Origin of the sequence: Methyloceanibacter caenitepidi, from assembly GCF_000828475.1 — a bacterium.
GTDB classification, from domain to species: Bacteria; Pseudomonadota; Alphaproteobacteria; order Rhizobiales; family Methyloligellaceae; genus Methyloceanibacter; species Methyloceanibacter caenitepidi.
The window spans coordinates 1,668,899-1,686,618 of the sequence record NZ_AP014648.1 but is presented as its reverse complement, the minus strand read 5'-3'; the positions used below and the strand labels follow the sequence as shown (position 1 = coordinate 1,686,618).

The 17,720-nt window shown below is 62.7% G+C and carries 14 protein-coding genes; 3 read left to right on the top strand and 11 right to left on the bottom strand.

The window, feature by feature from the left end; all coding sequences use genetic code 11:
* Nucleotides 1-4: 4 nt before the first annotated feature.
* Together mreB and GL4_RS07815 are read right to left on the bottom strand one after the other, a co-directional pair.
* Nucleotides 5-1,006, bottom strand: a complete 1,002-nt coding sequence (gene mreB / locus GL4_RS07820) for a rod shape-determining protein (RefSeq protein ID WP_280136144.1) — start codon at nucleotides 1,004-1,006, stop codon at nucleotides 5-7.
* Between the two features lie 417 nt (nucleotides 1,007-1,423).
* The gene (locus GL4_RS07815) at nucleotides 1,424-2,992 is read right to left on the bottom strand and encodes a 2-isopropylmalate synthase (RefSeq protein WP_045366415.1); all 1,569 of its coding nucleotides are present in this window, start codon (nucleotides 2,990-2,992) and stop codon (nucleotides 1,424-1,426) included.
* A 577-nt stretch (nucleotides 2,993-3,569) separates the two neighbouring features.
* Here GL4_RS07815 and GL4_RS07810 point away from each other — a divergent pair.
* The gene (locus GL4_RS07810) at nucleotides 3,570-5,351 is read left to right on the top strand and encodes an SLC13 family permease (RefSeq protein WP_045366412.1); all 1,782 of its coding nucleotides are present in this window, start codon (nucleotides 3,570-3,572) and stop codon (nucleotides 5,349-5,351) included.
* A 15-nt stretch (nucleotides 5,352-5,366) separates the two neighbouring features.
* Here the strand turns inward: GL4_RS07810 and GL4_RS07805 are convergent, their stop codons facing one another.
* The 4 genes from GL4_RS07805 to ilvC all read right to left on the bottom strand — a co-directional run bounded on the left by GL4_RS07805 (nucleotide 5,367) and on the right by ilvC (nucleotide 9,740).
* On the bottom strand, nucleotides 5,367-7,178 hold the full coding sequence (locus GL4_RS07805) for a L,D-transpeptidase family protein (RefSeq protein ID WP_082025561.1): 1,812 nt from the start codon (nucleotides 7,176-7,178) through the stop codon (nucleotides 5,367-5,369).
* Between the two features lie 186 nt (nucleotides 7,179-7,364).
* A complete protein-coding gene (locus GL4_RS07800) occupies nucleotides 7,365-7,754 on the bottom strand; it encodes a nuclear transport factor 2 family protein (protein WP_045366410.1) in 390 nt (129 codons plus the stop codon).
* Between the two features lie 3 nt (nucleotides 7,755-7,757).
* Nucleotides 7,758-8,543 carry a DUF2165 family protein gene (locus GL4_RS18140; protein WP_082025560.1) on the bottom strand — a complete coding sequence of 262 codons (786 nt, stop codon included), beginning with the start codon at nucleotides 8,541-8,543 and terminating at the stop codon, nucleotides 7,758-7,760.
* 177 nt (nucleotides 8,544-8,720) lie between these two features.
* Nucleotides 8,721-9,740 (bottom strand): ketol-acid reductoisomerase, encoded by a 1,020-nt coding sequence (gene ilvC, locus GL4_RS07785; protein WP_045366407.1) that lies wholly within the window; start codon nucleotides 9,738-9,740, stop codon nucleotides 8,721-8,723.
* A 134-nt stretch (nucleotides 9,741-9,874) separates the two neighbouring features.
* Between ilvC and GL4_RS07780 the strand changes: the two genes are divergently transcribed.
* Entirely contained in the window at nucleotides 9,875-10,255 is a 381-nt protein-coding gene (locus tag GL4_RS07780; RefSeq protein ID WP_052464228.1) for a hypothetical protein, read from the top strand.
* A 3-nt stretch (nucleotides 10,256-10,258) separates the two neighbouring features.
* Here GL4_RS07780 and ilvN read toward each other — a convergent pair whose 3' ends face one another.
* Both ilvN and GL4_RS07770 read right to left on the bottom strand, forming a co-directional pair.
* Nucleotides 10,259-10,801: an acetolactate synthase small subunit gene (gene ilvN / locus GL4_RS07775; protein ID WP_045366404.1), complete on the bottom strand. Its 543-nt coding sequence runs from the start codon at nucleotides 10,799-10,801 to the stop codon at nucleotides 10,259-10,261.
* Nucleotides 10,801-12,585, bottom strand: a complete 1,785-nt coding sequence (locus tag GL4_RS07770) for an acetolactate synthase 3 large subunit (protein ID WP_045366401.1) — start codon at nucleotides 12,583-12,585, stop codon at nucleotides 10,801-10,803. The genes ilvN and GL4_RS07770 overlap by 1 nt, the downstream gene beginning before the upstream one ends.
* Before the next feature lie 400 nt (nucleotides 12,586-12,985).
* On the opposite strand from GL4_RS07770, the gene GL4_RS07765 reads away from it, so the two are divergent.
* The gene (locus GL4_RS07765) at nucleotides 12,986-14,923 is read left to right on the top strand and encodes a potassium transporter Kup (protein ID WP_082025559.1); all 1,938 of its coding nucleotides are present in this window, start codon (nucleotides 12,986-12,988) and stop codon (nucleotides 14,921-14,923) included.
* Here the strand turns inward: GL4_RS07765 and miaA are convergent.
* From miaA to GL4_RS07750, 3 genes are all read right to left on the bottom strand, one after another.
* Nucleotides 14,920-15,840, bottom strand: coding sequence for a tRNA (adenosine(37)-N6)-dimethylallyltransferase MiaA (miaA, locus tag GL4_RS07760; protein ID WP_052464227.1), 921 nt, complete (start codon nucleotides 15,838-15,840; stop codon nucleotides 14,920-14,922). The genes GL4_RS07765 and miaA overlap by 4 nt on opposite strands.
* A gap of 43 nt (nucleotides 15,841-15,883) precedes the next feature.
* Nucleotides 15,884-17,371: a Do family serine endopeptidase gene (locus tag GL4_RS07755; protein ID WP_197539067.1), complete on the bottom strand. Its 1,488-nt coding sequence runs from the start codon at nucleotides 17,369-17,371 to the stop codon at nucleotides 15,884-15,886.
* 157 nt (nucleotides 17,372-17,528) lie between these two features.
* A complete protein-coding gene (locus tag GL4_RS07750; protein WP_045366395.1) occupies nucleotides 17,529-17,714 on the bottom strand; it encodes a DUF2065 domain-containing protein in 186 nt (61 codons plus the stop codon).
* Between the last annotated feature and the right edge of the window lie 6 nt (nucleotides 17,715-17,720).

The window sequence follows — 17,720 nt, the reverse complement described above, 5'->3', positions numbered from 1 at the left end:
ACCACTAGGGTTTGATCAGCAGATCCGCCATTTCGTCCAGCCGCTCGAGCGCCATGCCGGTTCCCCTAACGACGCTCCGCAAGGGATCCTCCGCGATCTTGAACTTCACACCCGTTTCCTGCTGAAGCCGTACGTCGAGCTTCTCGAGCAGCGCGCCGCCGCCCGTCAGATAGATGCCCGATTCGGCGATATCCGCCGTCAGCTCGGGCGGCACGTCAGCGAGCGCCTGACGAATTCCGCCGACGATCTGCTGGATCGGCAGCGTCAGCGCATCAGCGATCTCGTGTGGCCCCAGCGTGATCTCCGCGGGAAAACCGCGCTGCAGGTCGCGCCCCTTGAGCTTGATCGTGACGTGGGTGCCGTTGGCCTTGGCGACAGCCGACCCGGATTCCTTCTTCACGACCTCGGCGTTCGGCGCCCCGATCATGAGGTGATGCTTGAAGCGCGCGTAGTTGACGATCGCCTCGTCCATGGCGTTGCCGGCCGTGCGGATCGATTTGGAATAGATCACGCTGCCCATTGACATGACGGCGATATCCGTGGTGCCGCCGCCGATATCCACGACCATCGATCCGCGGGGTTCGTGAATCGGTAGGCCTGCTCCGATCGCGCCGGCCACCGGCTCGGAGATCAGATAGACTCGCCGTGCGCCCGCCGAGAGTCCCGCCTCGTGGACCGCGCGCCGCTCGACCGAAGTCGCGCTTGCCGGGACGCAAATCATGACCCGCGGGCTGCCGAACAAGCGCCGTCTGTTCACGCGGCGAATGAAGAACTTGATCATCTCCTCAGCCGCATTGAAGTCGGCGATGACGCCATCGCGGAGCGGCTGGACGGTTACGATTTTTGTGGGAGTCTTCCCGAGCATCGTCTTGGCCTCGTGGCCGGCCGCAATAACCTTCTGATCGTCGCCGCGCTGCTCGATCGCGACCACGGAAGGCTCGTCTAGAACAATTCCACGACCGGGCACGTAGACGACAGTATTCGCCGTGCCAAGATCAATGGCCATGTCCGCGGAAGAGCCCAACCACGAGAACATTTACCGCCCCACCTGCCCGCCTGCTGACGAGCGTCACACGCTACTGATATCCGGATCAGCCCGCCGGTCAGACCGCCGATCACGGATGAAGACACCCACGACGGCAGAAAACGCCCCCAATCAATGGGTTCGAACCCCGCCGCGACGGTCGGTATGTTGCGTCAATTCTCCCGCATGGGCAATGCGTGAACAGACCGTTTTGAGAAAACTTTTTCCGGCTTGCGCGGATGGGTGGTGGACCGGTCGCCCTGCGCGCTTCCTTTGCAGTCGCGGCCCTACAACTGCCTACGTGCTGAGCAACTTGGCCGCAGAAACGATATCGGCCCGGCGCGTGCCGCCAGGCCGATAGTCGTTCTTGGGCGGCCGTCCTTCCGGCCGGTCAAAACTCTACGACGCGAGCATGGTCTCCGGCTTCCGACGCGCCCCGCGTGCCAACAGCTTGTTCAGCGCGCTGACATAGGCCCGCGCGGAGGCGACCATCGTGTCCGTGTCGGACCCACGGCCCGTGGCGATCTTGCCGTCGGCCTCCAGACGCACCATCACTTCGGCCTGAGCGTCCGTGCCTTCGGTCACGGCGCTGACCTGATACAGCGCGAGTCTGGCGTCGTGCGGCACGAGCGCGCGAATGGCCTGGAAGGTGGCATCGACCGGCCCGTCGCCGACGGACTCATACATATGCTGCTTGTCGTCGATATCGAGGGTGATGGTCGCTTTCTGCGGCCCTCCCGTTCCGGCGATCACCGTCAGTGACGTCACTCGGATCCGGTCCTGCGCCGAGGCGATCTCCTGGTCCACCAGGGCTTCGATGTCCTCGTCGTAGACATGCTTCTTCACATCGGCCAGGCCCTTGAAGCGCACGAATGCGTCTTCGAAAGCGTTGTCACCCAGCTCGTAGCCCAGTTCCTTCAGCTTCTCGCGGAAGGCGTGGCGCCCGGAGTGCTTGCCCATCACCAGCGAGGATTCTTTCACACCCACGCTCTCCGGCGTCATGATCTCGAACGTGCCCGCATGTTTCAGCACGCCGTCCTGATGGATGCCGCTCTCGTGGGCGAAGGCGTTCCGGCCGACGATGGCCTTGTTGTACTGAACCGGAAAGGCCGTCACGCGCGACACCAGCTTCGAGGCCCGCGTCAGGAGGGTCGTGTCGACGCCGGTCCATACGGACAGGGCATCGGCGCGCGTGTGGATCGCCATGACGATCTCTTCCAGCGCTGCGTTGCCCGCGCGTTCGCCGAGCCCGTTGACGGCGCATTCGACCTGACGCGCGCCCGCGGTCACGCCCGCCAGCGAGTTGGCCACGGCAAGGCCCAGATCGTTGTGGCAGTGAGTCGAGAAGATGATCTCGTCCGCGCCCGGCACCCTCTCCTGCAGCGTACGGATTAGATCTCCAAACTCGTCGTGATAGGCATAGCCGACCGTGTCCGGAATGTTCACCGTCGTCGCGCCCGCCTTGATCGCGGCTTCCACGCAGCGGCACAGGAAGTCTTCTTCCGTGCGCGTCGCGTCCATGGCCGACCACTCGACATCGTCTGTGAGGCCTCGGGCCCGGCTGACGGAGGCCGTCACGCGGGCCAGGCATTCGGCCTCGTCGATATCCATCTGATACTTGCGATGCAGCGGCGAGGTGCCGATGAAGGTATGGATGCGTCCGCGCTCCGCCGGCCGAATGGCCTCGGCACAGCGATCGATGTCGGCGGGTTGCGCCCGCGCCAAGCCGCAGATAACGGCGTTTTTGGACCGCCGCGCGATCTCCTGGACGCTTTCGAAATCGCCCTGGGAGGCGATCGGGAATCCCGCCTCGATGACATCCACGCCCATCTCGTCTAGAAGTTCGGCGACCTCCAGCTTTTCCTCGAAGGTCATCGTGGCGCCAGGGCATTGTTCCCCGTCGCGCAGCGTGGTGTCGAATATGATGACGCGATCCTTCTCGTCTCGCGCGTTCGTGTCGGTATTCATGGTGCTCGTCCTTAAAACGAATGGCTTTCAGTCTATCACGACCGGTCGTGCCGTTGACTTCTCAAGTCCCTGACTTCTTTAGCCATTGACTTCGTGGAGGTTCGTTTCGCCGTCCCCTGAACGCCCGCCTCGGCAAATCCGAGACCGCCGGTGCTCAGGGGCACGTAAGGAGGAGCGGAAGGGCGCGCGCGCGCAGCGTCGACTGCCGCGGCAGCATGCCGCCCAGCTCGTCTTCAATCTGCATTTCGAAGCGCTGCATCATTGTCCTTCTCCGCGAAGGCCCTTCCGAAGCCCGCGATGGGCGGAAAATAAGGTGAACCGCCACGAAGAGCAAGGGGAAGGCGGCGCATTGACCCTACCAGGGCAACCGCGGAGGTCCCGTCGGCGCAAGTTTGGCAAATTTGCCCCGTCGCCGGTCGGAGCCCGAGAACGCCACGCATGCCAGACGTTTTTGGCCAGGTTGGATTTCGCTTGAGGACCCCGCGCGACGGAATGGCACTGCCCGGCAATCCCATGGACAGGCCATGGAACTTTGATCAAAGTCCGCGCATTCGCGGTAACAAAGGGTAGGCGCCACGTGGCTCATTTTATCGATCAGTATCAGACCGGTATCGCGCTCCTGATCCTCGCGGCAACCTTTGGCGCTTTCCTGCTTGAGCGGTATCCGCCGTCCGTCGTTGCGACGGCGGGCGCGGCCGCATATCTCGTGCTCGGCCTGATCGACACCAAGGACGTAATGGGCGTGTTCTCAAACAGTGCGCCGATCACGATTGCGGCCATGTTCATTCTCTCCGGCGCGCTGGTCAGGACCGGCACCCTGGAAGCCGCCGCCTATTGGGTCACGTCGCACGCGGAGGCGCGCCCCAAGACGGTGCTGCTGCTGTTTTTACTCGGGACGATGGTCGCCTCCGCCTTCATGAACAACACGCCGGTGGTGATGGTCCTCATCCCCATCGCCGTACGTTTGGCGCGGACGGTGAACATGGCGCCGACCCAGTTGCTCATTCCCCTCTCCTACGCCGCGATCCTCGGAGGCACCTGTACGTTAATCGGAACGTCGACCAACCTGCTCGTGGACGGTGTCGCACGGAAACAAGGACTCCCCGCGTTCTCCATTTTTGAGATCACGCCGGTCGGCGTCGTAGCGGCCGCCGTCGGCATGGCGACCATGCTGCTGCTCGCGCGCATCTTGTTGCCGGCCCGGATGAGCGCGGCGGAGCTCATGGACGAAGACGGAAAGGTCAATTTCCTGACGGAGTTGACGGTGTGCGAGGGTTCCCGTTTCTCGGGGAAAGCTTTGGGTGAAATCAAGGAGCTGAACCGGGAGGGAATTCGACTGTTGGCCGTGCTCCGCAATGGCAGGGCAAGCCGCGGTGCGCTGGCCGACCAAGTGCTCGAGGCCGGCGACCGCATTGTCATCCAAGCCACCATGGCCGAGGTGCTCACATTGCACGGCGAGCGCGGGTTCGACATCCTCGGCGTTGGTGGAGGTGAGAGCGACCGGGATCACATTATCGTCGAAGCGGTGCTGGCACCGGGCCGCGGCGCTCACCACACCGTCAGCGCCATGCGGCTCGGCCGGTTTGGAGTCCGACTTCTCGGCATCAGCCGGCATCGATACTTGCCCGGCATCGCTCTCGAGTCGGTTCAGCTGCGCGCGGCCGACAGGATTCTCCTGGAAGGCACGCCGGAAGGCTTGGCCGCGGCGGCCGACGAGGCGGATTTCATCAACATGTCCCAGCCCCGGTCGCGAAGCTACCGGCGCAAAAAAGCCCCTGTGGCCATCATCGCGCTCGCCAGTGTCGTCGCGCTGGCCGCCTTGGACGTCATGCCCATTGGCGGCTTAGCGGTCCTTGGCGTGGCCGCCATCCTGCTACTGCGATGCATCGATGCCGAAGAAGCGTGGGAGTCGATCAACGGCGGAATCCTCGTGTTGATCTTCGCCATGCTCGCAATCGGCATCGGCCTGGAAAAGACTGGCGCAGTGGAAGCCATCGTGGCCGCGATCCAGCCGCTGCTCGGCGGGAACTCCGGCTATGTGCTGCTCGTGGTGGTCTACTTCCTGGCCGCCGTCCTGACCGAGCTCATCACCAACAACGCGGTGGCCGTGGTGCTGACGCCAATCGCCATCGGGCTGGCTGAGAGCCTCGGCCTCGACTCCCGGCCGTTTCTCGTCGCCATCATGATGGGCGCGAGCGCCAGCTTCGCCACGCCCATCGGGTATCAAACCAACACCATGGTCTATGCGTCGGGGAATTACCGCTTCAGCGATTTCCTGCGCATCGGCGTGCCGATGAACATCATCGTGGGTGTTGCTACCTGTGCGGCAATTGCGCTGTTCATGCCGCTCTCGAAGTGAGCGTGCGGTCTATCTCTAGAAGTCAAAGATGCCCGCGAACGGATTGTCCCCGCGCCGCGACCGCCTGGAGACACGCCGCTCACCGCCGCCCCCGCTCGATGCCGTGACGTTGTCGGGCAGCCCAGCCGGGATCGGCCGGCCGTTGAGCGCGGCGACCATGCGCCGGTCGTGGCCATAGAGGTCGTTGTACTGCTTCAACTCGCCGTTCTCGTCCACGACTGCGGTGAAGTAGGTCAGGTAGACGGGGATGCGGTTCTTGATGAAGACCTTGTTGGCATCCGCGCCGTTATGCATCGCCGAAGTCACCCGCGCCGCCGACCAATCCTGATCGTGGCCGAGTAGAACCGTCGCGAGCTTGTCAGGGTTTTGGACCCGCACGCAGCCATGGCTGTAGGCGCGCACCGGATTGGCGAACAAATTCTTCTGCGTCGTGTCATGCAGATAGACATCGTGCGTGTTCGGGAAGCGGAATTTCACGAGCCCCAGAACGTTGCTCGGTCCCGGCGGCTGATACAGCTCGTAGCGGCGAATGTCGTTGCGGCTCCAGTCGATCCGGTCTGGATCGATGTCGCGGCCATTCGCGCCACGGATCCGCAAGCCCTGACGGCGCAGCACGGACGTATCCCAGCCGCTGGAGAAGAACCCGCCGCCTCTGCGCAAATAGGGCGCGATCTCGTTCTGCTTGATCGAATTGGGCACATACCAATTCGGGCGGAACACTATCTCTTCCATCTCATCGGTGAAGATCGGCGTCTGCGTGTGCGTCTTGCCCACGATCACGCGCGTCTCATGAATGGGTTCGTCTTCCTTGAAGACCCGCACCTTGAATTCCGGGATGTTCACGTTGACGTAGAACGCGCCCAGGTCGTGGGGCAGCCAGCGATAGCGCTCCATGTTCACAAGCAACAGATCGATCTTCTGCTGGCCCGACACCACCGTTGCCGTTGAGGTCTCGCCCCCGTTCAACATGCGGCGCGTGCCCGAACCGACCATGCCGTCCGGCTTGCCGCCCTGAGTGCGCTGGAATGCGATGACGGCGTCGCGAAGGTCCTCGTCGAAGACGTACTCGTCGGCACCTTCTTTGGCGGGCGTCTCGAGCCGCTTGCGCAGCAACGCCACCTGGCCGTGCTTGACGCCGAGCTTGAGCGTCGGGCCGGCGGGAATCTCGACGTCTTCGGGTTTGTCGGCGACGGGCGCCGGCGCCGCATCGCCCTTGCGCTCGGCGATGAGCTGCTTGCGCAGCGCCTCGAACTGGGGATGGGTCGGCTGGAAGCTCCTCAAATACGCCGCCGGGTCGGAGCGAATGGCGATGAAGCCGATGACCTCGGCCGGGTCCGGCAGATAAAGACTGGGGTCGAGATTCTTGCTGAGGCTCTGCGGATTGATCCGGCCGCCGCGCGCGTCGCGCGCATATTCGATGACCGCCGCGCTGATCTTGAGCTCGGCGTCAGCGAGCTTCGTCACCGCATCGGGATCGCTCGCCTTGAAGCCGGTCAGGTTCGGCAGCTTGTAGTCCGAAGCCCGCAGCCCGTAATCGTCGGCCTTGGCGATTTCCTCGACCACGGCTTTGCCGCGGGCGCTCAAGCCGTTTTCCCCGACCCACAGCAACTTGCGGTCGGGGACGGAGTAGTACTCGGCAAGGGCGATCTGCTCGGCCGTATCCTTCATAGGGACGGCGCCAACTTGGTCTTGCACCGAAATCCGGATAGCTTCTGAACGGGTGACTAGTTCGGCCGGTCCGTCCGGCTCAGCGGCAACCCCCGGGGCAGCGAATGAGACGACAGCCGCAATCCCGATGGCGACTGATCTCAGGCTGAAAGTTGTCATTCCATGCTCCCTCTGGACCCCGTGTCCATCGTCCCCGCGCGTCGGCTCCTATTCCCCGCAACCTTGAACCGAATCTCTCGAAATCCAGCTGATTTGCGGGATTATGCGCATCATTCGGCCATTCGACCACCTAATTTCGGCCCAGAAGTGGCAGAAGTTACGGGAACAGTCGGCCGGCGAACGCCCCTAGCCCGCCAGCGCGGTGTCCAGGAACTCATTGAGCGATATAATTTTCCCGCCGTCGATTTCAATGAAATCGGCCAGCTCGGTGGTAAACGTGTCGCCGGATGTGATATTTTGGACACGGGCACTCCAGCGGATGGCGGCCCTGTTTCCGTCCACCAGCAAGTCTTCCATCGAGAATTCGTCCAGCCCGAAACTGTCCGAGATGGTCCTAAAGAGACCCATGATGGCCTCGCGGCCATGGACCGATGTTGCCAGCATGCTGAACTCCGGCGAGCCGACAATCCGGAACCGTGCGTCGTCGGCGAACATCGCGCCGACTGCCTCGACATCTCCTTCGATGCGCGCGGCGTAGAAGCCCCTCAGAAACGCCTCCATGTCGGTGCTGTCCATGGTTCAGCTCCCCTCTCCGATCTTGTCGTTTGCCGCGGCCAGCCGGCGCTTGGCTGCAGCCGTCGTAGCCGTGCTCGTCTTGGACGTGTTCGTCTTCGCCGTGCTTGTCTTGGCCGCGCTCGTCTTGGCCGCACTCGTCTTGGCCCTCGTGCGTTTTTTGGCCGGCGCCTTCTTCGCTGGGGCCTTTTTCTTTACCGGGGCCTTCTTCTTGGCTGGCGCCGTCTGGCTCTTGGGCGCCGCCGCCTTAGCCGGCGCGCCGGCGGGTTTGGGATCAGCCGCGACCGGGAAGGGCTCCTTGAGGTCGCGGTCGGGCAACATGACGAAGATTAAGACCGCGAGCGCCGTCATGTAAAAGCGGAAGGCTGCTTCCTGGCCGTTCCACGTCGCAGACTGCCACATCGCGAACCATTCCCCGGCAACGACCATGAAACCGAAGAACCACACGAGAAAGGCGACCAGCGCCCCCATGACCGTCAGGGCTTTGGCGCGGTCGAAGACGGCGCCCGGCTGCCGCCGGACCAGCAACAGACGAATGGCGCCGGCGAGAAAGAGTATGCCCGCCGTTGCTTCGCCGAAGATGATCAGCCTGTAGGCTGCTTGCCAATAAGCGGGTTCCGTGACCGCCCGGTACATCAGCTTGTTGCCGGGATAGGTCGTGTCCATGCTCATAACGTGCTGCACGAACAGAAAGTTGGACTGGTAGTCGGTGAGATTGCCGAACACGACCAGCAAACAGAAGGCCGCGAGACAAGCGACCATGACGATCTTGGCGATACGAGCGGTGTACATGGCGATCCCCCTGCCCCCGGCGGCACTCAAAACCTCGGGATGGTGTCCTGAAACTTCTGCGTCCGTATGACGATGGGCGAGCTTAGAGCAAGACGCCTCGGAACGCGCCTGCCCAAATGGAAATGGCCGGGACGAGCCCGGCCATTCGATATCTTCCCAAGGAATGTCGCCAAGCGACTAGTTCTTGGACTTGTCGACCATCTTGCTCTCGGCGATCCACGGCATCATGGCGCGCAGCTTCTCGCCGACCACTTCCATTTCGTGGCCGTCGCACTTGGCGCGCATGGCCTTGAAGCTCGGCTGGTTGATCTTGTTCTCGAGCATCCAGTTCTTCACGAAGGTGCCGTTCTGGATGTCGGTCAGCACGTCCTTCATGGCCGCCTTGCTGTCGCCGGTGACGACACGCGGGCCGGAAACATACTCTCCGTACTCGGCGGTGTTCGACACCGAATAGTTCATGTTGGCGATGCCGCCTTCGTAGATGAGGTCGACGATCAGCTTCACTTCGTGGACCGTTTCGAAATAAGCCATCTCGGGCGCGTAGCCCGCCTCGACCAACGTCTCGAAGCCGCTGCGCATCAGCTCGACCAGACCGCCGCAGAGCACGGCCTGCTCCCCGAACAGATCGGTCTCGCATTCCTCGCGGAACGTCGTCTCAATGATACCAGCCCGGCCGCCGCCGATGGCGGAGGCGTAGGACAGCGACAGGTCGTGGGCATTGCCCGTGGCGTCCTGCGCGATGGCGACGAGGCACGGCACGCCGGCGCCGCGCTTGTACTCGGCGCGCACCGTGTGGCCGGGACCTTTCGGCGCCACCATGCAGACATCCATGTCCGCGCGCGGCTCGATCAGGTTGAAGTGGATGTTCAGGCCATGGGCGAAGAAGAGCGCGGAGCCTTCCTTCATATTGGGCTTGAGCTCCTTCTCCCAGATATCGGCCTGGAGCTCGTCCGGGGTCAGCATCATGACCACATCGGCCCAACCGGCAGCCTCGGAGACGCTCATGACCTTCAGCCCCTCGCCTTCCGCCTTGGCAGCGGAGCTGGAGCCGGGGCGCAGGCCGATGGCCACTTCGGCGACGCCGGAATCCTTCATGTTCAGGGCATGGGCGTGGCCCTGGCTGCCATAGCCGATGATGGCGACCTTCTTGCCCTTGATCAGATTGAGATCGGCATCCCGATCGTAATAGACACGCATACCTCTTCCCCTAGTCTTAGCTCTTCGTGTTTCGGTTGCTCGGGCGCGTTTGTGCCGCCCAAAAATTCTCTTTGCAAGGACTTCCGCCCAGGTCTCAATGTCCGACTCGCAACTGATTCTCGAGAGGCAAAGTCGTGAAAAACGTAGATCGCTGGTTCGTTCTCATCGGACTTCTTTACGGCACGTTCGGCATGGGCTTCGGCATTTGGATGGGGATCCATCAGCGCTTCGACCAAGCTCACCTTCACGCGCATATCAACCTTATCGGCTTCGCCTCGATGGTCCTGTTCGGTCTCCTCTACCGCAGTTTCCCTGCCCTGGCCGCGAGCCGCCTCGCCGCTGCTCACTTCATCGTCTACAACGTCGGCGCCGCGGTCTTTCTCGCCGGCCTTCCCCTGGCTCAGGCCGGGACGACAATCGCGCTTGCTGTCGTGGGTTCGCTGCTGGTTGTCGCCGGCCTGCTGATCTTCCTCGCCAATTACCTGATGAACGGGTTCGGTGCCAAGACGGCCTAGACGCTACATCCGCTCCGCGCCGCGGGCGATGGCCGCGACGCCGGTGCGGCAGACCTCGATCAGGCCGAGGGGCTGCATCAAAGCGACGAACTGCTCAATCTTGGATTGGCGCCCCGTGATCTCGAACACGAAGTGCTCGAGCGAGGCATCGACAGCCTTCGCGCGGAAGGTTTCGGCAAGGCGCAGCGCTTCCACGCGCTTCTCGCCGACGCCCGCGACCTTCACCAGCGCTAGTTCCCGTTCGATGGTCTCGCCGCACACGGTGAGATCCGTGACCGAGTGGACCGGCACCAGCCTGTCCAGCTGGTTCTTGATCTGCTCGATGACCATGGGCGTGCCCGTGGTCACGATGGTGATGCGCGACAGATGCGCCTCGTGCTCGGTCTCGGAAACGGTCAGCGACTCGATATTGTAGCCGCGGCCCGAGAACAGGCCGATCACGCGCGCGAGCACGCCGGGCTCGTTGTCCACGAGCACGCTGATCGTGTGCGTCTCGAGAGTCTCGACAGGCTTCTCGAGCGAATAGGCGGAACCAGGCTGCCCCATCAGACCATCACCTTGCCTTCTTCGGAGATGGCCTTCTCGATGTCCTCATCCGTCAGGTCGTCGCCCATCAGCATGTTGTTGTGCGCTTCGCCGCTCGGAATCATCGGGAAGCAATTGGCGTGCTTGTCGACCACGCAGTCGAAGATGACAGGGCGCGGCGTCTTGATCATCTCGAGGATCGCATCGTCGAGCTCGTCCGGCTTCTCGGCACGGATCCCGACGGCGTGATAAGCCTCGGCCAGCCGCACGAAGTCGGGCAGCGCCTCGCTATAGGAGTGCGAATAGCGCCCGCCGTGCAGCAGTTCCTGCCACTGACGAACCATGCCCATGTACTCGTTGTTCAGGATGAAGATCTTGATCGGCAGATCGTACTGAACTGCCGTCGAGATCTCCTGCATGGTCATCTGCACCGATGCCTCGCCCGCGATGTCGATGACGAGCGAGTCCTTGTGAGCCATCTGCACGCCGACCGCGGCCGGAATGCCATAGCCCATCGTGCCGAGGCCGCCGGACGTCATCCAGCGGTTCGGGTCGTCGAAATGGAAATACTGCGCGGCCCACATCTGATGCTGGCCCACTTCCGTGGTGATGTAGGTGTCGTGATCGCGCGTCAGCGCAAACAGCCGCTCGATGGCGTATTGCGGCATGATAACGTCGTTCTTATTCCGGTAGTGCAAGCATTTGCGCTTGCGCCAGGTCTCGACCTGATCCCACCAGCGCGCGTGCGCCTCTTTGTCGACGGACGGCTTCTTGGCCTTCCAGGCCTCGATCATCTGATCGATCACGAAGGCGCAGTCGCCGACGATCGGAATGTCCACATGGACATTCTTGTTGATCGAGGACGGATCGACATCCACGTGGATCTTCTTGGAGTCCGGCGAGAACGCGTCGAGCCGGCCGGTGATGCGGTCGTCGAAGCGCGCACCGATGCAGATCATGACATCGCAGTCATGCATGGCGTTGTTGGCTTCGTACGTCCCGTGCATGCCGAGCATACCGAGCCACTGCTTGTCCGAAGCCGGATAGCTGCCAAGACCCATCAGCGTCGAGGTGATCGGGAAGCCGGTCATGCGCACGAGTTCGCGCAGGCTCGCGCTGGCCGCTGGCCCCGCGTTGATGACGCCGCCACCGGTGTAGAAGACCGGCTTCTTGGCATTGATCATCAGCTCGACCGCCGCGTCGATCGCGTTCTGATCGCCCTTCTGTGGCGGGACATAGCTCTTGTGCTGCGAGTTCGAGACGCCCTTGTAGGCGCCCGTCATGAACTGGATGTCCTTGGGGATATCCACGACCACGGGGCCCGGACGTCCCGACCGGGCGACATAAAACGCCTCGTGCAGCACTTCGGCGAGCTGGTTGACGTCCTTCACGAGATAGTTGTGCTTCGTGCAGGGGCGCGTGATGCCGACCGTATCGCATTCCTGAAACGCGTCGTTGCCGATCAGGTGCGTCGGCACCTGTCCCGTGATGCAGACAACCGGAATCGAATCCATCAGCGCATCGGTCAGGCCCGTCACCGCGTTGGTCGCGCCGGGACCCGACGTCACCAGCACGACGCCGACCTTTCCGGTCGAGCGCGCATAGCCTTCGGCCGCGTGAACCGCGCCCTGCTCGTGACGGACCAGCACGTGCTGCAACCGGTCCTGTTGAAATAGCTCGTCGTAGATCGGCAGAACGGCGCCGCCCGGATAGCCGAAGATGTGATCCACACCCTGGTCTGCGAGCGCCTGAAGCACGATCTGGGCGCCGGTCATTGTGGCTGCGCCGTTTTCGTTGGCAGACATGTCTCTTTCCACTGACAAAACCGGGCCTCAGCGGCTGGACCAACCACTGCCCGGTTAATCTCGATCGAAATGGCAAAAGTGCCGGATTAGGCCGCGCACCCTAGGGCCTCGGTGTCACAGGGTCAACGAGAAATGCGAATGTATGGCAAGTTTTTTCGCGCCAATCTTTGCATTAATTACTAATAATGGGTCTATATTGTAAATATATTACGTGTTCGGGAAATATGACGACAGGAGGCCCTATCTTTTCCCACAAGCGTTCTAGACAAGGAGCGGCGATACGCCTAAGGCTCATACGATTAGTGGGGCAACCTCGATAAGAGGGACAAAGCCACGCCGGCGCTGAGACGCTCTGGTGGGCCCGTAACTGAAAACGCTTTTCCAGTTCATCACATCCTGAATGCAGCAGTCCGCATCGTCAGAACCGGCCGTTGCCAACGGCAATGGCCACGGCCATGAGGCGACGAACGCGCCCATAACGAGCCGCGCATTCTGGGCGCTGACGTTTGGGTCGATCGGCGTCGTCTATGGCGACATCGGCACGAGCCCCCTTTACGCCTTGCGCGAGGCTGTCCTCGCGGCCGGCGGATCCTACGGGGCCGTCACGGAGGCCGCCGTGTTCGGCGTGCTGTCGCTGATCTTTTGGTCGCTGATTATCGTCGTCACGCTGAAATACGTGGTGCTGCTCCTCCGCGCAGACAATAATGGCGAAGGCGGCACCTTGGCCTTGACCGCACTCGCGTTCACCGCGCTCGGCAAACGCACGCCGCTCGTGCTGGGCCTCGGCATTATCGGCGCGGCGATGTTCTACGGCTCCACGCTGATCACGCCGGCCCTGTCGGTACTGTCGGCCGTCGAAGGCCTCAACGTCGCGACGGACGCGTTCGAGCCCTACGTGCTCCCGATCACCGTGATTATTCTGATCGCGCTGTTCTCGGTGCAGAGCCACGGGACGGCGCGTGTCTCGGCTCTGTTCGCGCCCATCACCACCGTGTGGTTTCTGGTGATCGCAATCGCAGGCGCCGTCGAGATCGCCGAGTACCCACGCATCTTTTTGGCGCTGAACCCCTATTACGGCCTCAAGTTTCTTTTCACCCACGGCATGATCGGCCTCATCACCCTTGGCGCGGTGTTTCTGGTCGTGACCGGATCCGAGGCGCTCTACAACGATCTTGGACATTTCGGCCGGCGGCCGATCCAGACGGCTTGGTTTATTCTGGTGCTGCCGGCCCTGCTCCTGAACTATTTCGGTCAAGGTGCGCTGGTGCTTGCGCATCCGGACGCTCTTTCGAACCCGTTCTTCCTGCTATTTCCGGACTGGGCGCTCTATCCCATGGTCGCCCTGGCGACGATGGCGACCGCCATCGCCAGCCAGGCCGTGATCACGGGCGCCTACTCAATCACACGGCAAGCCATGCAGCTTGGCCTGCTACCCCGCATGGAAGTGCGGCACACGTCGGAATCGCAGGCTGGCCAGATCTACATGCCGCGCGTGAACTGGCTGCTGCTCACCGGCGTCCTGCTGCTCGTGTTCATGTTCCGCTCGTCGAGTGAGCTTGCGTCCGCCTACGTCCTTGCCGTGGCGACGACCGAATGGGTCGCTGGCATCCTCGGCTTCATCGTCATTTGGCAGCTGTGGCGCTGGAAGCTGTATTGGGCGATTGCCCTGATGGCGCCCCTGACGTTCGTCGATACTGCGTTCGTAATGGCCAGCATGCTGAAGCTCGTCGAGGGGGCTTGGCTGCCGGTGCTCGTCGGCATGATGCTGATCCTGGTCATGCTCACCTGGATGCGCGGCACCAAGCTGCTGGCTCAGAAGACCCGCCGCATCGAGGTTCCCTTCGAGCCCTTGATCAAGAGCCTCGAAAGCAAACCGCCGCATCTTGTGCCAGGAACCGCCATGTTCCTGAGTGCCGATCCGGAGTTCGCGCCGACTGCGCTCCTGCATAACCTCAAGCACAACAAGGTGCTGCACGAGCACAACGTCATCCTCACCATCAAGAACGAGGACATCCCGCGCGTCGCGCCGCAGGACCGCGTTCAGCTGGAACCGGTGAGCGACAAGTTCATGCGGATGACATTGCATTTCGGTTTCGTGGAACGTCCGAACGTTCCGAAGGCTCTCGCGATCGCCCGCCGGAAAGGCTGGCAGTTCGACATCATGTCGACGTCGTTCTTCCTGTCTCAACGCACCGTACGGCCGGACCCGCGATCCGGCATGCCGCAATGGCAGGATCGGCTCTTTGTCTATCTCGCGCACAACGCGGACGATGCGTCGGCCTATTTCCAATTGCCGACCGACCGGGTCGTCGCCATTGGCACCCAGGTGACCGTCTAGCTTTCCGTTGTCCCTTGCATGAGGCCTGGTTCGAGGGCGGCTTCGCTGTTCGGGACCCAGGTCCAATCGGCCATGAACCGCCGCGCCCAAGTCATCTGGCGCTTGGCGTAGCGCCGGCTCGACGTCTTTGCCTTCTCCGCCGCCTCATCCAAGGTCATAGCTCCGGCCAAATGGCATGTGAGCTCGGGAACGCCGCAAGCCCGCATGATAGGAAGTCCCGGATCGAGGTCGAGATTGGTCAGCGCCTCGACCTCCGCGAGCGCGCCACGCTCGAGCATGGAGTCGAAGCGGGCGTCGATGGCGGCATAGATCACATCCCGCTCCGGCGCGACCACGAGCTTCAGCAGACCCTCGTCACGAAGAACCGGTTCACCCTCCGTTTCCTGCCACTCGGCAAGCGACACGCCCGTTGCTTCGACGACCTCGAGGGCGCGCACGAGACGCTGCGTGTCCGAGGGATCGAGACGTGCGGCCATGAGTGGGTCCCGATCCGCCAAAGCGGCGTGAAGTTCGCTGGCGGGCGCTGTGGCCGCGAAGGTGCGCCAGCGCTGCCGGAGGTCGCCCGGAATGTCGGGAACCGGCGACAGCCCTCGCAGCAGCGCCATGAAGTAGAGCCCAGTCCCGCCGACCAAGATCGGCACGTGTCCGGCGGCGCGCGCTTGTTCGATTGCGGTAGCCGCTTCGCCAGCCCAGCGCCCGACGGAATAGGCCTCGCGTCCGGGCACGGTGCCGTAGAGATGGTGAGGGACACGCGCCGTCTCCGCCGCACTGGGTCGCGCGGTCAATATCTCGAGCTCGCGGTAGACCTGCATGGAATCGGCGTTGACGATCGCGCCGCCCAAGCGATCGGCCAGCGCCAGGGCCGCCGCCGACTTGCCGCTGGCGGTAGGTCCGGCAATGAGAACGGCATCAAACACAATGGGCCACTATTGGGGCTCGCAACGACGGCGGCGAGCCGGGTCAGCTTATCGGGACGTTGACGAGACGCAAATCGCCGTCCGTGTTCGCGAGAAGAAACAGGATCTTGCGCCGCCCCGATTTCTCGACGGCACGCAGCCGGGCAACAACCTCCTCCGGCCGATGGACGGCTTCCTGCGTTACCTCGACGATGACGTCGCCGACTTCTATGCGCTTCTTCGCCGCCGGACTGTCCGGAGCAACCGCCGTCACCACGACCCCCTCAACGGTCCCGCTGATAGCGAACTTGGCCCGCAGATCCGCCGTCAACGGCTCGATCGTAAGTCCAAGGAGTTCTCTGGCACCATCGGAGTCTTCAGGCTCGATGTCCTCGTCGTCCTCCGATACTGGCAACTGGCCGAGCGTCACTGTGAGGCTCAAGATCTCCCCATCGCGAAGAACCTTGAGGGGTACGTCCGCTCCGACCGTGCCCCTTGCAACCGCGCGCGGCAGGTCGCGCATGTTACGGATGGATTGTCCGCCGAAGTCGAGAATAACGTCGCGCGGCTTGATTCCGGCGTTCCCTGCAGGTCCTTCGGGAGAGACAGAGGCCACCAAAGCCCCCCTCGGCTCTTCCAGGCCCAGCGTCGATGCCATCTCTTCGGTGATGTTTTGAACGTGCACGCCCAGCCAGCCGCGGCGCGTCTCGCCGAACTCCTTCAACTGGTTCAGGACGCGGACGGCCGTGTTGGACGGTACCGCGAAGCCAATACCGATCGATCCGCCCGTCGGCGAGATGATTGCGGTATTCACGCCCACGACCTGGCCGTCCATGTTGAACAAGGGACCACCTGAATTGCCGCGATTGATCGCCGCGTCGGTCTGAATGAAATCGTCGTAGGGTCCCGCGTTGATATCTCGTTTGACGGCGGAGACGACGCCAACGGTCAGGCTGCCGCCGAGCCCGAAGGGATTGCCGATCGCCATCACCCAATCACCCACGCGCAGGATGGAGGAATCCCCGAACGTGACCGCCTTGAGCGGCTTGCGCGGTTTAACCTGCAGGAGGGCGAGATCGGTCTCCGGGTCATGACCGAGGATCTTGATGACCTTCAGCTTGGAGCCGTCGGTGAAATTCACGATGATTTCGTCGGCGCCTTCGATCACGTGGTTGTTGGTGACGATCAGCCCCGCCGGATCGATCACGAAACCCGATCCGAGCGAACTGACCTTTCTCGGCGAACCGTCGGGGCCCTCTTCGTCGAAGAAGTCATCGAACAATTCGTCGAAGGGGCTGGTCTTCGGTCCCTTCCGATTGGGCGAGCCCCCGTTCCGCTCCTTGAGGGTCTGAGTCGTCGAGATGTTGACGACGGCGTCCTGGAGACCCTCGGCGATGTCGGCGACGGATACGGGACCCTTTGCAAAACCGGGCGACGGCGCCAAGAGCGCGGCAAACCCGAGGGTGATGCTTAGGCCAATGGCACTGAAGACAATCGCGGCACAAATGTCCCGACAACGACGAGCCCAGTTCTGGCCGTTTCGTCCGGACATCTTCTCGCGCACTCCTGTCATCTTACCAAGCTCAAGCGCGCCGAGTCCTCGGGGCGTTTCGCGCATTTTAGCGAGAGTCGTAGGCGCTGCGGAAGCACGGTTTCGCTCCGAGAGGCACGAGGGAGCAGGCCAATGGTATCGGCGCCCCCGCCCACGATCAGCCCCTGATCAGCCAAACGAGGAGGACACCCACCGCCACTGCGAACGTGCCCGCCAGCCGCAAGGACTGCTCAGGTGTGTCCGAGGCGGCTTCCAGGAGCCGGCGCCCGAACCGGGGTGCGAGGGCCCAGATGAGGCCCTCGATCACCAGGACGAGACCGATGGCCACTCCCAGGTCATTCATGCCCTT

Excerpts from the sequence above, each read along its gene's own strand:
- GL4_RS07805 (WP_082025561.1), bottom strand. The coding sequence starts at position 7,178 with ATGACAACTTTCAGCCTGAGATCAGTCGCCATCGGGATTGCGGCTGTC.
- ilvN (WP_045366404.1), bottom strand. The coding sequence starts at position 10,801 with ATGGGGCAGCCTGGTTCCGCCTATTCGCTCGAGAAGCCTGTCGAGACT.
- GL4_RS07765 (WP_082025559.1), top strand. The coding sequence starts at position 12,986 with ATGCAGCAGTCCGCATCGTCAGAACCGGCCGTTGCCAACGGCAATGGC.
- mreB (WP_280136144.1), bottom strand. The coding sequence starts at position 1,006 with ATGGCCATTGATCTTGGCACGGCGAATACTGTCGTCTACGTGCCCGGT.
- GL4_RS07770 (WP_045366401.1), bottom strand. The coding sequence starts at position 12,585 with ATGTCTGCCAACGAAAACGGCGCAGCCACAATGACCGGCGCCCAGATC.
- GL4_RS18140 (WP_082025560.1), bottom strand. The coding sequence starts at position 8,543 with ATGTACACCGCTCGTATCGCCAAGATCGTCATGGTCGCTTGTCTCGCG.
- GL4_RS07755 (WP_197539067.1), bottom strand. The coding sequence starts at position 17,371 with ATGTCCGGACGAAACGGCCAGAACTGGGCTCGTCGTTGTCGGGACATT.
- GL4_RS07815 (WP_045366415.1), bottom strand. The coding sequence starts at position 2,992 with ATGAATACCGACACGAACGCGCGAGACGAGAAGGATCGCGTCATCATA.
- GL4_RS07750 (WP_045366395.1), bottom strand. The coding sequence starts at position 17,714 with ATGAATGACCTGGGAGTGGCCATCGGTCTCGTCCTGGTGATCGAGGGC.
- GL4_RS07800 (WP_045366410.1), bottom strand. The coding sequence starts at position 7,754 with ATGGACAGCACCGACATGGAGGCGTTTCTGAGGGGCTTCTACGCCGCG.
- ilvC (WP_045366407.1), bottom strand. The coding sequence starts at position 9,740 with ATGCGTGTCTATTACGATCGGGATGCCGATCTCAATCTGATCAAGGGC.